The sequence below is a fragment of the Arthrobacter sp. ISL-95 genome, assembly GCF_018613695.1.
Lineage (GTDB): Bacteria > Actinomycetota > Actinomycetes > Actinomycetales > Micrococcaceae > Arthrobacter.
The window spans coordinates 322,725-337,660 of record NZ_JAGGPR010000003.1 but is presented as its reverse complement, the minus strand read 5'-3'; the positions used below and the strand labels follow the sequence as shown (position 1 = coordinate 337,660).

Below are 14,936 nucleotides of genomic sequence, written 5' to 3'. Positions count from 1 at the left end.
ACTGACCCAGCCACATCCCGAAAGGAAAAGCTGTGAAAATCATTGCCGCTGAAGTCTTTGTGACCAGCCCGTCCCGCAACTTCGTCACCCTGCGCATCACCACGGAGGACGGTGTGACGGGCATCGGTGACGCCACGCTCAACGGCCGTGAACTCGCCGTCGCCGCCTACCTCAGAGAGCACGTGGCGCAGCTGCTGATCGGCAAAGATCCGCACCGGATCGAGGACACGTGGCAGTTCCTTTACCGCAGCTCGTACTGGCGCCGCGGGCCCGTGACCATGGCCGCGATTGCCGCTGTCGACATGGCTCTGTGGGACATCAAGGGAAAAATCGCGGGCATGCCGGTTTACCAGCTGCTGGGTGGCGCTTCCCGCAACGGGCTGCGCGCTTACGGCCACGCCTCGGGCGCGGACATTCCGTCCCTGTTCGACTCCGTGCGTGAGCACCTTGAACTGGGCTACAAGTCCATCCGCATCCAAACAGCAGTACCTGGCATCAAGGCCGTCTACGGTGTGGCTGCGCAGGCCCAGGCCTCGGGTGAGCGCTATGACTACGAGCCCGCGGGCCGCGGAAACTTCCCCCTGGAAGAGGACTGGGACACCCGCGCCTACCTCCGCCACCTGCCCACCGTTTTCGAGGCTGTCCGCAACGAGTTCGGCCCGGAAATTCCCTTGCTGCATGATGGCCACCACCGTATGACGCCAATCCAAGCCGCCAAGCTCGGCAAGGCGCTGGAACCATACGATCTCTTCTGGCTGGAGGACTGCACCCCGGCCGAGAACCAGGAAGGCCTGCGTCTGGTCCGCCAGCACACCACCACCCCGCTGGCTATCGGCGAAATCTTCAACACCGTATTCGACTTCCAGACCCTCATCAAGGAACAACTGATCGACTACGTCCGCGCAGCCTCCACCCACTTTGGCGGTATCTCACCGCTGAAGAAGGTCATGGACTTCGCGGCCCAGTACCAGATCAAATCCGGTTTCCACGGTCCCACGGACATCTCCCCGGTAGGTTTCGCCGCCCAGCTGCACGTAGGCCTGGCCATCCACAACTACGGCATCCAGGAATACATGCAGCACTCGGACAAGACCAACGAGGTCTTCCAGCAGTCCATGACCTTCAAGGACGGCTACCTGCACCCGGGCGACAACCCCGGCATCGGCGTCGAGTTCAACGAAGAAGCCGCCGCGGCCTTCCCGTACCAGCAGGCCTACCTGCCGTACAACCGCCTCGTGGACGGTACGGTTCATGATTGGTGAGACAGTCATGACTGGTAAATCTAATTCGTTTGCAGCCGGACGCCGCCACCACATCGTGGTGATGGGCGTGGCCGGCTGCGGCAAGAGCACCATCGGAGCCGCCCTCGCGGAACGCCTCGGCGCTGAATTTCTCGACGGCGATTCGCTGCACCCCCATGCGAATATCGACAAGATGGCCTCCGGTACTCCGCTGAACGACGACGACCACGCGCCGTGGTTGGCCGAAATCGGCAGGCGATTCCCGGCGTCGAACTCTGCTCTTGTCATCGCGTGCAGCGCGCTCAAGCGCTCGTACCGGGACATCATCCGCAGCGCCGATCCGTCCGTGGTGTTCGTGCACCTGCACGGCACACGCGAGTTACTGAACGCGCGCATGACTGCCCGGCCCGGACACTTCATGCCGGCCTCGCTCCTCGACTCGCAGCTGGCCACTCTGGAACCGTTACAGGACCACGAAGCAGGGATGGTGGTGGATATCGACAACTCCGTGGAGGACATGGTGAATGAAGCAGTCGCGGGGCTCAATGCCTTGCCGGGGGCATCCTCGGGACCGTTCCTTGTGGACCTCAAAGCGGCCCCGTTCAATCTTGACGACGCCGCGGTGGAGTGGGTGGAGAGCGCCATCGGTTCCATGACGCTGGAAGAGAAAATCGGTCAGCTGTTCATCAACCACAACAACGATTACTCCCCGGCGTACCTCGACGGCGTGCTGGAGAACTTCCACGTGGGCGGTATGCGCTACCGTCCCGGTCCTTCATCGGCCGTGCAGGAACATATCCGCTATGCGCAGTCCAAAACCCGGATTCCGCTGCTGATTGCGTCCAACCCGGAAATGGGTGGCGCGGGCAGCTGCGACGACGGCACGTTCGTGTCCACGCACCTGCAGGCAGGTTCGCATCCGGACAAGAACATTGCCAAGCAAATGGGCCGGGTGGCCGGCGTCGAGACTGCCGCTCTCGGGTGCAACTGGGCCTTCGCTCCGATCGTGGACATCCACTACAGCTGGCGGAACACGGTCATCTCCACGCGTGCTTTTGGCAACACCCCGGAAGTTGTGGTGGAACGGGCCAAGGAGTACTTCGACGGAATCAGTGAATCACCCACAGCTTGCGCCATGAAGCACTTCCCCGGCGACGGTATTGATGAGCGCGATCAGCACGTGGTCACGTCCTACAACACCCTTGGCTATGACGAGTGGGACGCCAGTTACGGGCATGTATACCGCGAAATGATTGGTCACGGCGTGCAGTCCATCATGGTGGGCCACATAGGCGCTCCGGAGGTGTCCCGGCATTTCCGTCCAGGTTTGTCCGATGCTGACATCCTGCCGGCGACCCTTGCTCCGGAACTGTTGCAGGATCTGCTTCGAGGCGAGCTTGGGTTCAACGGACTCGTCCTCACGGACGCTTCGCTGATGGTTGGCCTAACGCAGGCCATGAAGCGGCGCGACCTGGTACCTGCGACCATTGCGGCCGGCTGCGACATGTTCCTGTTCTTCCGGAACCTCGAGGAAGACTTCGGATACATGCTGGATGGCTACAAGTCCGGCGTGATCACCGAAGGGCGATTGCAGGATGCCCTGCGCCGGATTCTTGGCCTGAAAGCGAGCCTCGGACTGCACCTCGCTTCCCGGGAATCTTTGGTTCCTGCAGCCGATGCCTTGGCTGTGATCGGCAGTGAAGCCCACCGCGCAATCGCCGCCGAGGTGGCTGAGAAGACCGTCACCCTGGTGAAGGACACGGCGCACAACCTGCCGATCACGCCTCAGACACATCCACGGATCCGTCTCTATGGCATCTCCGGTGGCGCCGACTTCACCCGCGCCGATCCGTTGGCTTACCTGGACACCGTCCGGGAAGAGCTGGAAGCTGCTGGTTTTGACGTCAGCGTGTTCAAGACCGCCGAGCAGCGAGAAGCAGCAGGGGAGCCGGGTATGAACTTCATGCGAGTCGTGTCCGAGGAAGCCACCGGCGACTACGCGGAGCGGTATGACGCTGCTTTCGTCTTCGCCAACGTGAAGGGTTTCGCACAGGAGGCTTCCATCCGGATCAAGTGGTCCTCGCCAATGGCAGCCGAAATTCCCTGGTACGCCACGGAAGTCCCCACGGTGTTTGTCTCGCTGAACCAGCCGAACCACTTGATCGATGTGCCCATGGTCAAGACCGTTATCCACGCACACGCAGCAACGCGCGAAGCCATCCGCGCAACCATCCAAAAGATCCAGGGCAAGTCCGAATTCCTGGGAACGTTCAATCAAAACGTCTTCTGCGATTCGTTCGACACTCGCCTCTGATGTGAGGCACTAGCCCGGTACTGCCTACAAGGCGGTGCCGGGCTTTTTCCCTTTCATCAGTAAAGTCGCCAATTCTGAACGCTAACAACGTTTCAAGTCAAGACTCAGGGGAGGGGTTCGAGGCTGCAATCATTTCGTGATCCACAGCACTTGACCAGCGGTATTGTTAGCGTTCACAATGGCATTCGCATTACCTTTCGTGGCATGAGGCATCCAGCTGGCCGCAGACCACAAAACGCTTCACCGTGCCGGACGCGCAGATGCTCCGGCTGCATCAGAGTTCGCGGCAATGCTGCCGCGGAAGGAGAGCATCGTGAGATTGAAGAAACTCCTGGGCGCCGTAGCGGTTGTCCTTACCTTGACCGTCGGAGCCACAGGCTGCGGTAGTCGCGGTGGCACTGCGGAGTCCAGCAGCAGTGCGAATCCCAGCGATTCACTGGTAGGCATTTCGATGCCCACGCAGACGTCCGAGCGTTGGATCGCCGACGGCGCCAACGTTGAGAAGTCCCTGAAGGACCTTGGCTACAAGACCGACCTCCAGTTCGCCAATGATGACATTCCCACGCAGGTTTCCCAGATTGAGAACATGCTGACCAAGGGTGCCAAGGCGCTCATCATCGCAGCCATCGACGGCACCACCTTGACCGATGTCCTTGCCAAGGCCAAGGAGCAGAACGTCAAGGTCATCGCCTACGACCGCCTCATCAACGGAACGCCGAACGTTGACTACTACACCACCTTCGACAACTACACCGTGGGTGTCCAGCAGGCTACCTCCTTGCTGACGGGCCTCGGCCTGGTTGACGCTAGTGGCAAGAAGGTTGAGGGCAAGGGCCCGTTCAACGTTGAACTGTTTGCGGGCAGCCCGGATGACAACAACGCCAACTTCTTCTGGACCGGCGCCATGGACACCCTGAAGCCGTACATGGATGCAGGCACCTTGAAGGTTCCCAGCGGCCAGACCAAGTTTGAACAGGCAGCCATCCTGCGCTGGCAGGCACCCGTAGCCCAGAAGCGCATGGAAGACATCCTTACCTCCGCTTACAGCTCCGGAACCAAGTTGGACGGCGTACTTTCCCCGTATGACGGCCTGTCCATCGGCATCATTTCCGCACTGTCCAGCACCGGCGGCTACTCCACCGGCAACCTTCCCGTTGTTACCGGCCAGGATGCTGAAAAGGGCTCCGTGAAGTCCATCATCGCCGGCGAGCAGTACTCCACCATCTTCAAGGACACCCGCCAGCTCGGCGCTCAGGCCGTGAAGATGGTTGACGCTGTCCTCAAGGGCACCGAGCCGGAGACCAACGACACCAAGACCTACAACAACAAGGTCAAGGTTGTCCCGGCCTTCCTCCTGAAGTCCGTCATCATCACCAAGGACAACTTCCAGAAGGAACTGATCGATTCGGGCTACTACAAGGAATCCGACGTCAAGTAATTACGTCCCCGGTCTGTGGCCCCACCGCTTTGTGTTGCAGTGCGCAACGCGGCGGGGCCACAGCCTCCCCTTAGAGCCTGTCGAGTCCTCGGCCCGGCCAAGTACCAACCAGTCAGCGGGAATTGACGATGAACGTACCCATTCTTCAAATGCGAGGAATCACCAAGACCTTCCCCGGGGTAAAAGCCCTTCAGGACGTCACCCTGGACGTCAACCGCGGTGAGGTTCATGCCATTTGCGGCGAAAACGGGGCAGGGAAGTCCACCCTCATGAAAGTGTTGTCCGGCGTCTACGCGCACAACACTTTCGACGGCGACATCCTCTTCGAGAACGAGCCCTGCGAATTTTCGAGCATCACGGACAGCGAGAAGCGCGGCATCGTGATCATCCACCAGGAACTGGCGCTGAGTCCGTACCTGTCCATTGCCGAGAATATCTACCTCGGTAACGAGCTTGCCAAGAACGGCTGGGTGGACTGGCGGAAGACCAACCTGGAAGCCGCCAAGCTGCTGGCCCGGGTAGGCCTGAGCGAAAACCCGATCACTCCGATCCAGCACATCAGCGTCGGAAAGCAGCAGCTGGTGGAAATCGCCAAGGCGCTGTCCAAAGAGGTGAAGCTCCTCATCCTGGACGAGCCCACAGCGGCACTGAACGATGAAGACTCGGACCACTTGCTGGACCTCATCCTCCACCTCAAGGGCCAGGGCGTCACCTGCATCATCATCAGCCACAAACTCAACGAAATCCGCAAAGTGGCTGACGCCGTCACCATCATCCGCGATGGCAAGTCCATTGAGACCCTGCGCCTGGACCAAGGCCAGATCACCCAGGAACGCATCATCCGCGGCATGGTGGGCCGCGACCTCGAAAGCCTCTACCCGGACCGGACCCCCAACATCGGCGAGGAAGTCCTTCGGATCGAGGACTGGACTGTCCAGCACCCCCAAGACCATTCCCGCATGGTGGTGAGCAACGCCAGCCTCAACGTCCGCAAGGGTGAAGTAGTAGGCCTGGCCGGACTCATGGGCGCCGGCCGGACCGAGCTGGCCATGAGCGTCTTCGGCCGGACGTACGGGCGGGCCGTGTCCGGCAAGGTCTACAAGTACGGACAGGAGATCAATACCTCAACCGTCTCTGACGCAATCGACCACGGGATCGCGTACGCAACCGAGGACCGGAAGCACTACGGCCTGAACCTGATCGAGGACATCAAACGGAACATCTCCATGGCGGCGCTGAACAAGCTCGCCAAACGGGGTTGGGTTGACGGCAACAAAGAGACCACCGTAGCCAACCACTATCGCAAGAGCATGAACATTAAGGCTCCTTCCGTTGCTGCCATCACCGGCAAACTCTCGGGTGGAAACCAGCAAAAAGTGGTGCTGAGCAAATGGATGTTCTCAGACCCCGACGTTCTCATCCTGGACGAGCCAACCCGTGGAATCGACGTCGGCGCCAAATTTGAGATTTACACGATCATCGCGGAGCTCGCAGCGGCAGGAAAAGCCGTCATTGTGATCTCCTCTGAGCTTCCGGAGCTCCTGGGCATTTGCGACAGGATCTACACGCTGTCCGCAGGCCACATCACCGGCGAAGTCCCCATCGCCGAAGCCACCCAGGAAACCCTCATGCACTACATGACCAAAGAGAAGGAATAGCGAACATGCCCGCCCTACGAGAATCCCTTGGCTTCCTCACAAGCCGCCTCCGCCAAGTTGGCATCTTCGTCGCCCTGATCCTGATCGTCATTCTGTTCCAAGTGCTTACTGACGGCATCCTGCTCCAGCCGCAGAACGTCACCAACCTGGTGGTCCAGAACAGCTACATCCTGATCCTGGCCATCGGCATGGTGATGGTCATCATCGCCGGCCACATCGACCTCTCCGTCGGTTCCATCGCTGGCTTCATCGGCGCCGTTGCAGGCGTGATGATCGTCCATTGGGGCTGGGCGTGGTGGCTCGCCATCCCGGCCTGCCTCCTGGTGGGTGCGCTGGTGGGTGCGTGGCAAGGCTACTGGATTGCGTATGTTGGCATTCCGGCCTTCATCGTCACTCTTGCCGGCATGCTGATCTTCCGTGGTTTGACCCTCATTACCCTCAAGAACCAGCAGATCACTCCGTTCCCCAACGAGTTGCGTGCCCTGGGTGGCGGCTTCCTGCCTGACATTTCCGGCGGCACGTCCGTCCTGGAATGGCTGACAGTGATCCTGGGCGTCGGCGGCACGGCAGCCATTCTTTTCCAAGCACTGAAGGAACGCCGGGTTCGCCGGAAGTTCAACCTGGAGAATGAACCGATGGCATGGTTTGCCGTCAAGAACGGGTTCATCGCCGTACTGATGCTCATCATTACTTTCCTCCTGGCCAGCTACCGTGGCACTCCGATTGTCCTGATCGTCCTTGCTGTCCTGGTGATCGTCTACTCGGCATTGATGAACAACAGCATCTTCGGCCGCCACACCTACGCGATCGGTGGAAACCTCCACGCCGCTGAGCTCTCGGGCATCAAGACCAAGAAGGTCACCTTCCGCCTCTTCGTCAACATGGGTGTCCTCGCTGCCTTGGCCGGGCTGGTCTTCACTGCACGCCTGAACTCGGCACAGCCCGCTGGTGGTACCGGCTTCGAACTCGACTCCATCGCTGCCGCCTTCATCGGTGGCGCCGCAGTCCAGGGTGGCATTGGAACAGTAGCCGGAGCCATGATTGGCGGCCTGATCATGGGCGTCCTCAATAACGGCATGTCCATCCTTGGCCTGGGCACGGATTACCAGCAGCTCATCAAGGGCCTGGTGCTGCTGCTCGCCGTCGGCTTCGACATCTTCAACAAGAACCGCACCGGTTCCGGCGGAGGCTCCTCCATGGGCCGCCGCTTCAAGTGGAAGACAACCCCGCCGGCAACCGAAACGTCCACGCCTGCCACGTCTGAGCCGGTCGCGGTCGACGCGAAATAGCCGCTCATGTCCACAGGGGGAGAGCCCCGGCCTCCCGTCATGGGTGATGTTGCCAGGATGGCAGGAGTCTCACATCAAACCGTCTCCCGCGTCCTGAACAACCATCCGAACGTCAGTGTCCGCACGAAACAGCGCGTGGAATCAGCCATCGCGCAGCTTGGGTACCGCCGGAACACCGCAGCCCGCAGCCTGGTGACCCGGCGGTCCCGGACCATTGGCGTGCTCGCCTGCGAGACAGGCCAGTTCGGACCCGCGAACACCCTTTTGGGAGTGGAGCAAGCGGGGCGTGAAGCAGGGTACTTCGTCAGTATCGCGAACCTCCGGGAAGTGACGGACGAAAGCGTTAATGACGCGATTGCGCATTTCCGGAACCAGTCCGTGGATGGGATTGTCATCCTGGTCCCGCACCCCGATGTCCTCGCGGCCCTGCGCGATGTTTCCTTTTCCGTGCCGATCGTGGCTGTCGGGGCAGGCGCGGGCAACCAGTTGACGGGCGCATCCCTGAACCAGCGCATGGGCGCCCGCCTCGCAGTTGATCACTTGATCGGCTTGGGGCACCATCACATCGCCCACATCTCCGGTCCGCCGCACTGGATTGATGCCGCCGAGCGCATCAAGGGATGGCAAGAATCGCTGGCGGATGCCGGTTTAGCCGCTGACATCCTGCTCCAAGGTGGCTGGGACGCGGCCTCCGGTTACCGTGCCGGGCTTGATCTCGTTCAGCAGCGCACGGTCACAGCTGTGTTCGTCGCAAACGACCAAATGGCGGTGGGCGTTCTCCGTGCCGTCCAGGAAGCCGGCCTCCACGTCCCGGGCGACATCAGCGTGGTGGGCTATGACGACCAACCCGAGGCTGAGTTTTTCATGCCGCCACTGACCACCATCAAACAGGACTTCGAGGAGCTCGGCCGCCGCTGCATGGAAGCGGTGCTGCAGCAACTGGACGGAGACGGCGGAACGGGTGATCAGATCGTCAATCCCCGCCTGGTGATCCGCGCAACCACCGCGGCCCCACTAAACTAGGAGCCATGACGTCCACGCTTGATACTGCTGCTGCCCGCGCCCGCCTTCTTGAACTCATCAAAGAACTGGCGGTGGTCCGCGGCAAGGTGATCCTCTCCAGCGGCAAGGAAGCGGACTACTACATTGACCTCCGGCGCATCACGTTGCACCACGAGGCCTCCAAGCTGGTGGGTCAGGTCATGTTGGCAATGATCGACGACGCCGGCGTTTCAGTTGAGTGCGCCGGCGGACTCACCATGGGTGCCGACCCGGTGGGTACCGCCGTGATGCACGCGGCTGCCGACGCCGGCCGTGCCGTGGACGCCTTCGTTGTCCGCAAAGCCCAGAAGTCCTACGGCATGGGCCGTCAGGTGGAAGGTCCCTCGGTTGAAGGCCGCAACGTGGTGGTCCTCGAGGACACGTCCACCACCGGCGGGTCCGCGCTAACCGCCGTCGAGGGCGTCCGTAAGGCCGGCGGCAATGTAGTGGCCGTGGCTGTCATTGTTGACCGCAACACCGGTGCCAAAGAGAAGATCGAAGCCGAAACGGGCGTGCCGTACCTCTTCGCTTTCGGCAAGGATGAACTGGGCCTCGACTAAGCCTATGCTTGCTGCGTGGACGTTGAGGTAGGGAAGCTCCCGGCACCCCCGGAGCTTCACGAAAACCTTCCGGCGCCGGTGAATGCAAAGCCGGAGTTGGCAGAGGATCCGGGCTCATGGGCCCGGATCCTGCCCTACGCTGCCCGGCTTAAAAAGACGTCCCGCCGCAACTTCCTCATCACCGCCGGAACATCCGGAGCGCTCGCCGCGGACATGCTCTTCACCCGGCGCGTCCAGGCCGAGCGGCGGTCCACCAAGATCCTCCGTGTCCCGGATACGTACTCGGACCTGTACTTCCCCAAAGCCAGCTGGATCCTCTTTCCGGGCTATAAAACCAGTTGGGAAGAGGCCCAGTGGATCCTCAACTCGCTGCGTCCTGCCCTGCATCAACGAGGCCGCCTTGCCGCCGTCGGATATTCCAACCTGGGACTGGACGTGGACGAGATCGTCCGCGAAATCATCCTCCACGTCCGCGAGCTGGAACTGGAGAAGCTCTACTTTTACGGCCACAGCTTCGGCGGGATGCTCGCCACCCAGGTGGCTGCCCGCCTGCTGGAGCTGCACGGCGTCGAGACGCAGTTGATCGTCCTGGATTCCACTCCGTTCAGCCGCGCTGATGTCCTGGACGAGAGCTGGTTCGACGGCGTGGTGTTCCTCTATGAGAACGGATTCCGCATCCCGTCCGTCTTGCGCGGCAGTTATGAGCTGGGGGAGCGAGTTGCGCACAAGGACGAGCGAACGTGGCGGCAAATCCTCGACCAATCCCTGGAGCAGCTGTCGCCGATCGCCCCTTCAAGCGTCCTGATCCAGACGGAGTCGGCGTACATTTACCACTTTGACGGGCTCCGGCTGGCCGGAAAGATCGGTGGCGCCAGGATGGCCTTCATCGGCAACGCCAAGGACGGCACAGTGGACTACGAGTCGGCTCGAGCGGGGTGGAGCAAGGTCTTCGGCGCCAACATGGCCCTGCCCACGCTCAGCACGGAGGGCGCGCGCCCCGCTCACGCCAGCCCGCAGTGGAACGGAAGCATCTACCGGCCCCTGCTGGAACGGGTCCAGGACGAACTTCAGCCGCTCCCACCAGAGCCCCAAGAGCCGTCATACCAAGAGCCCAACGGTAAGGTCATTCGGCCTGCTTAGGTGAACTTTTGTACAAGTGAGCTCTGTACTCGAGTACAGGGTGGAAATGCCCGGTCCTCCGTAGCGTCGTTCTTGACAGGAAATAAGAACGAATTTCGAGGAGCGAAGTATGAATGGCCTAAAGCTCACGGGCATCAGCCGCAGCTTCGGTAACCGCAGGGTCCTCCACGATGTGGACCTCGCAGTCCATCGCGGGGAGATCGTGGGATTCATCGGCGGCAACGGTGCAGGTAAAACCACCACCATGCGCGTGATCCTTGGTTTGCTGACCCCGGACCACGGCGAAGTGACCTGGGAAGACTTGCCCATCACGGCCAAGGACCGGAGGCGCATCGGGTACATGCCCGAGGAACGAGGCCTCTATCCGCAGATGCCGGTGAGGGACCAAATCATCCACTTCGCCCTGTTGGAAGGGCACCAACCCGACGCCGCACGTGTGGTGGCAGATGAACTCATCGCCTCGCTCGGCCTGCAAGGCCGTGAGCAGGCATTGGTCCAGGACCTCTCCTTGGGAAATCAGCAGCGCGTCCAGCTGGCCGTGGCCTTGGTGGGGGACCCTGCACTGCTGGTGCTGGACGAGCCATTCTCGGGGCTGGATCCCATCGCCGTCGAAACAATGTCCCGACTCATCCGGGAGCAAGCCGACCGGGGCGTCGGGGTACTTTTCTCCTCTCACCAACTTGAGCTCGTAGAGCGCCTGTGCGACAAGGTATGCATTCTTGATCGCGGTCGTGTAACGGCCAGCGGTAGCGTCGTGGAGCTGCAGGACGACGGAAAGAGCCGCTGGCGGCTCGGCTTCTCCCGCGCAGCAGATTCGTTCGCCGCTGAAGCCTCGATGACCCGGGGCATCAACGTGGAGTTTTCAGCATCCGACCGAACTACGGTCCTCGTCTCGGTGGACGGCTCAGGGCGGGACGTGCCGGGCGAAATCCTTGCAGCAGCCCAGCGGCACGGCGGGCTGAAGAGCATTGTGTCAGCACAGAGGTCATTGGCAGACCTGCTTGCCGGCAAGTTCATTTTGCCCGATCCAGGAATCACCCCGGGGGCGGAGCGCTCCCTCGACAAAGTTGGAGTATCGCAATGAGCACAACAACATTTGATCGCACAACCCGAAACGCCGCTCCTTCTACCGGCAATGGACTACGCGAGACTCGCCTGATCATACGGCGCGAGATCCTTACCCGGCTGGGCAACCGAACCATACTCACTGCTACAGGGCTTCTCGCCCTTTTCGCCGGCGCTGTTGCCGGGATCGGCGGATGGTTCCTCGTGGACTCAATGGGCGGGGCCGGGGCAATGAGCTTTGACCCTCGGGCCATCTTCGCCACCGCCATGATCAGCGCATTACTGGCATCCCTGGTCTACTCGGCATCGAGCCTAACCTCCGGGGTGGTGGAGGAGAAGTCGTCAAGGATCGTGGAGATCCTGCTGACCAAGATCGGCATCGTCCCGCTGCTGGCCGGAAAGATGATCGGCATTGGGCTGGTCACCCTTGTCCAACTGCTGGCGATCGGTGGCACCGCTGTGGTGGGGTTCAGTGTTGTGGGGGGCTGGTCCCTCATCAACGTCGCCGTGGGACCGAGCCTGCTGTGGTTCCTCCTCTGGTTCCTCTTGGGCTACGTGATATTCGCGGCTTTGAACACAACTCTCGCCTCGACGGTTTCCCGGCAAGAGGACCTGGGCACTGCGGTCATGCCGCTGTCCGTACTGCAAATGGTGCTCTTGGTGGTCTCGCTCTACGTCCTGCCAATGAACATGGGGAACCCATGGCTGGAAGGTCTCTCCTTCGTGCCGCTGTTCTCCTCCTACCTCATGCCGATGCGCTTCGCCTTGGAAGACGTATCCACGTGGGAGATGGTGCTGGCCGCCGGCATATCGCTGGCAGCGATTCCCGCTCTGTTCTGGTTAGCCACCGTGATTTACCGGAACAACGCATTGCGTACCGGCTCACGGGTTTCCCTGCAACAGTCCCTGACCTCCGACGAGATGGCCTAGCCAGCTCCACACATAGTTCACGGGCCCGGCTCGTCGGGCCCTAGATAGGAAAAACCATGTCTGACAACAAGCGCAACCAGTCACTGGCCACCAAGAAGCTCATCCGCAACATAGCCCTTCTGCTTGTCGGCATTCTGGCCGCCTATGCGGTAACCACCCTGCTGCTCTGATGGAGACCCTCATGATGACCGCCACAGCTCCCCACCCGCAGTCCACGACTCCGACGGCCCGCCGCGCAGCAGTCCTGGCAACCGCAGTCCTTGCTGGCCACGGCAGAGAAGCAGTGGCAGACATCGCCCCGGCCGCTTTCGCAGGCCGCAATGGCACATGGAACATGAGGCTGCGGAGCGGGGAAAAGGTCTTCGTCAAGCAGATCTCAGCGAAAGCTTCCGGCCCGATGGCTTTCGGCCGGTCGGTTGCCTTCGCCGCCTTTGCCGAGCAGTCCCCTGAATTTGCGCCGCCAACGCCACAGCTCATCGGTAGCGACACGAAGAACGGACTCCTTGTTTTCGAGCACTGCCCCGGGACAAGCCTGGCGCACCTGCTGGTGGAGGAGTCCATGCCGGACACCTTTCCGGAAGAAGCAGGCGCGTTGCTCGCCCGGCTCCACGCCGGGCCCGCATTTGGGTTGGAGCGCTCCACACCTCCAAGCCCGCCGGTGGAAATGCTCGCGGTTGGCATTCCCCACGCTCGCTATCTTGAGTTCACAGTGGCGGAGATGGCCCTCTGGGCAGAACTGCAGAATGACCGGGAGCTGGTTGCCGCTGCGGGCAGGCTGAGGGCCTCCGAGCGGAAGCACCAGAAACGTCCCATCCACGGCGACCTGCGCCTTGACCAGTTCCACCTGCACAACGGGAGACTCTGTGTCCTTGACTGGGAAGAGTTCGGACTCGGCGATCCTGCCCGGGATCTTGGAATGCTGGCGGGCGAGTGGATCTACCGGGCGGTCCTGGACACGGTCACCACCCGCGGTGGAGCCTCCGCACCCCCTGCCAGGTTTGACGACGAGACCGCGTCGGTACGCATCGCCGAGCGGATGGCAGCCATTGTTCCGTCAGTCCGCCGGATGTGGACCTCCTATGCCGATCATGCCGATTACGAAGATCCGGACCTGCCGGTTCGGGCTACTGCCCACTTGGGATGGCACCTTGTGGACCGAACCATCACCAGGGCTCCCATGGTGTCCCGGCTGCCCGGTATCGAACGGGCTGCTGCGGGCGTAGGGCGTGAAGCGCTGCTTTCACCCAGCCACTACGTCAGCGCGCTCGGTTTTGAAAGGACACCCCGATGACCGTCACACTCAACGCTCCAACACCGACTTCCTTCGGACAGGTCCTGGCATTGCTGGAACACCGGATTTCGGTTGATGCCCACAAGCTCACCGCCGTAATAGACTCCACCACGCTTCGAGCCACCAGCCACAGCGAGTTGCGTTCGCAACTCGCTGGAGCGATCTACACGCATCTCCACGTCGGGCACCCAGGCATCGAGACCGTGCCAGGAACGGGACACCAGGATCTTGCTGCGGCACTTATTGATGCCATCCCGCACCGCAGCGTTATCCAATCAGCGTCGGCGAGGACGCAGGCAGGGACGTCCGTCCAAGGCGTTCCGAACCACGTGGTGGAGCTCTCCGGGGTGAAGGTCATCTTTCCGGCGGAGGCGCTGGTACGCAACCCCTTGGACGAAATAGTGGGGGTGCGTGTTCCCAGTTGGCGAAGCCGGTCCACCCCCGGTTTCCTCCTGGCACTCGGGGCCCACGGTTCGGTGACCCCTGCGGCCGTTTCAAGGCTCTACGTGTCCTGCGCCGAGGCGTCGGAAGCGCTTGAAGTGTGGCCGAAAGTTCTTCGAGCCCTGGCCGCCAGCAGGCTAAGTCACCAAGTAAAGACCCTCTCGTCATCCCGGGCTTTCCCGCGCAGTGACGCGATGGTCATTTACCTTCATACCAACGATTCCGACGCTGCAGCTTCCCTTATACGTCCTGCCCTCAAGTCCTTGGCCGCGCAAGACACTCCTGTGTCAGTCTTCACCCACAACGTCGGCGACCGCCTGGCACTTGCCATGGAACCAAAGGATCCGCGACCGGCGTACCGGGGACTCAGCTTCGGGCAGCACCGCTCACGGGTGCTGGCAGACGCACTTCTCCGCGCGTCTGTGGAGGGAACCGAGCTCGAGCCCATTTGGGTTGACGAAGCGCAAACGGCCTACATCAACCCTCACCGACCCGGATACAACGCGGGCCAGTGATGTATCCGGGCAG

12 protein-coding genes are annotated in these 14,936 nt (G+C 61.5%); all 12 read left to right on the top strand.

All coding sequences use genetic code 11. From position 1 onward, the window contains the following. The first annotated feature begins 32 nt into the window (after positions 1-32). The gene (manD, locus tag J7I86_RS03845; RefSeq protein ID WP_214815728.1) at positions 33-1,262 is read left to right on the top strand and encodes a D-mannonate dehydratase ManD; all 1,230 of its coding nucleotides are present in this window, start codon (positions 33-35) and stop codon (positions 1,260-1,262) included. A gap of 7 nt (positions 1,263-1,269) precedes the next feature. Next, the gene (locus tag J7I86_RS03840; protein WP_286179271.1) at positions 1,270-3,555 is read left to right on the top strand and encodes a gluconokinase, GntK/IdnK-type; all 2,286 of its coding nucleotides are present in this window, start codon (positions 1,270-1,272) and stop codon (positions 3,553-3,555) included. A gap of 289 nt (positions 3,556-3,844) precedes the next feature. After that, complete coding sequence (gene chvE, locus J7I86_RS03835) at positions 3,845-4,993, top strand: multiple monosaccharide ABC transporter substrate-binding protein (RefSeq protein WP_214815725.1); 1,149 nt, start codon at positions 3,845-3,847, stop codon at positions 4,991-4,993. A gap of 128 nt (positions 4,994-5,121) precedes the next feature. Next, on the top strand, positions 5,122-6,651 hold the full coding sequence (gene mmsA / locus J7I86_RS03830; RefSeq protein ID WP_214815722.1) for a multiple monosaccharide ABC transporter ATP-binding protein: 1,530 nt from the start codon (positions 5,122-5,124) through the stop codon (positions 6,649-6,651). 5 nt (positions 6,652-6,656) lie between these two features. Continuing rightward, positions 6,657-7,940, top strand: a complete 1,284-nt coding sequence (gene mmsB, locus J7I86_RS03825) for a multiple monosaccharide ABC transporter permease (protein WP_214815719.1) — start codon at positions 6,657-6,659, stop codon at positions 7,938-7,940. A gap of 39 nt (positions 7,941-7,979) precedes the next feature. Then, positions 7,980-8,963: a LacI family DNA-binding transcriptional regulator gene (locus J7I86_RS03820; RefSeq protein ID WP_214815715.1), complete on the top strand. Its 984-nt coding sequence runs from the start codon at positions 7,980-7,982 to the stop codon at positions 8,961-8,963. Positions 8,964-8,968: 5 nt separating this feature from the next. Then, positions 8,969-9,541: an orotate phosphoribosyltransferase gene (gene pyrE, locus J7I86_RS03815; protein ID WP_011773291.1), complete on the top strand. Its 573-nt coding sequence runs from the start codon at positions 8,969-8,971 to the stop codon at positions 9,539-9,541. A 15-nt stretch (positions 9,542-9,556) separates the two neighbouring features. Beyond that, positions 9,557-10,681, top strand: a complete 1,125-nt coding sequence (locus tag J7I86_RS03810) for a thioesterase domain-containing protein (RefSeq protein ID WP_214815712.1) — start codon at positions 9,557-9,559, stop codon at positions 10,679-10,681. 109 nt (positions 10,682-10,790) lie between these two features. Further along, on the top strand, positions 10,791-11,765 hold the full coding sequence (locus J7I86_RS03805) for an ABC transporter ATP-binding protein (protein ID WP_214815709.1): 975 nt from the start codon (positions 10,791-10,793) through the stop codon (positions 11,763-11,765). Further along, on the top strand, positions 11,762-12,676 hold the full coding sequence (locus J7I86_RS03800; RefSeq protein ID WP_214815706.1) for an ABC transporter permease: 915 nt from the start codon (positions 11,762-11,764) through the stop codon (positions 12,674-12,676). Before J7I86_RS03805 ends, J7I86_RS03800 begins: the two co-directional genes overlap by 4 nt. Positions 12,677-12,857: 181 nt before the next feature. Next, positions 12,858-13,967 carry a class V lanthionine synthetase subunit LxmK gene (gene lxmK / locus J7I86_RS03795; RefSeq protein WP_286179270.1) on the top strand — a complete coding sequence of 370 codons (1,110 nt, stop codon included), beginning with the start codon at positions 12,858-12,860 and terminating at the stop codon, positions 13,965-13,967. Then, the gene (locus J7I86_RS03790) at positions 13,964-14,923 is read left to right on the top strand and encodes a T3SS effector HopA1 family protein (RefSeq protein ID WP_214815701.1); all 960 of its coding nucleotides are present in this window, start codon (positions 13,964-13,966) and stop codon (positions 14,921-14,923) included. Before lxmK ends, J7I86_RS03790 begins: the two co-directional genes overlap by 4 nt. Positions 14,924-14,936 lie beyond the last annotated feature (13 nt).

What these genes read in the sequence shown, in the direction of transcription:
- J7I86_RS03840 (WP_286179271.1), top strand. Translation starts at nt 1,270, where the DNA reads ATGACTGGTAAATCTAATTCGTTTGCAGCCGGACGCCGCCACCACATC.
- chvE (WP_214815725.1), top strand. Translation starts at nt 3,845, where the DNA reads ATGCTGCCGCGGAAGGAGAGCATCGTGAGATTGAAGAAACTCCTGGGC.
- mmsA (WP_214815722.1), top strand. Translation starts at nt 5,122, where the DNA reads ATGAACGTACCCATTCTTCAAATGCGAGGAATCACCAAGACCTTCCCC.
- mmsB (WP_214815719.1), top strand. Translation starts at nt 6,657, where the DNA reads ATGCCCGCCCTACGAGAATCCCTTGGCTTCCTCACAAGCCGCCTCCGC.
- J7I86_RS03820 (WP_214815715.1), top strand. Translation starts at nt 7,980, where the DNA reads ATGGGTGATGTTGCCAGGATGGCAGGAGTCTCACATCAAACCGTCTCC.
- pyrE (WP_011773291.1), top strand. Translation starts at nt 8,969, where the DNA reads ATGACGTCCACGCTTGATACTGCTGCTGCCCGCGCCCGCCTTCTTGAA.
- J7I86_RS03805 (WP_214815709.1), top strand. Translation starts at nt 10,791, where the DNA reads ATGAATGGCCTAAAGCTCACGGGCATCAGCCGCAGCTTCGGTAACCGC.
- J7I86_RS03800 (WP_214815706.1), top strand. Translation starts at nt 11,762, where the DNA reads ATGAGCACAACAACATTTGATCGCACAACCCGAAACGCCGCTCCTTCT.
- lxmK (WP_286179270.1), top strand. Translation starts at nt 12,858, where the DNA reads ATGATGACCGCCACAGCTCCCCACCCGCAGTCCACGACTCCGACGGCC.
- J7I86_RS03790 (WP_214815701.1), top strand. Translation starts at nt 13,964, where the DNA reads ATGACCGTCACACTCAACGCTCCAACACCGACTTCCTTCGGACAGGTC.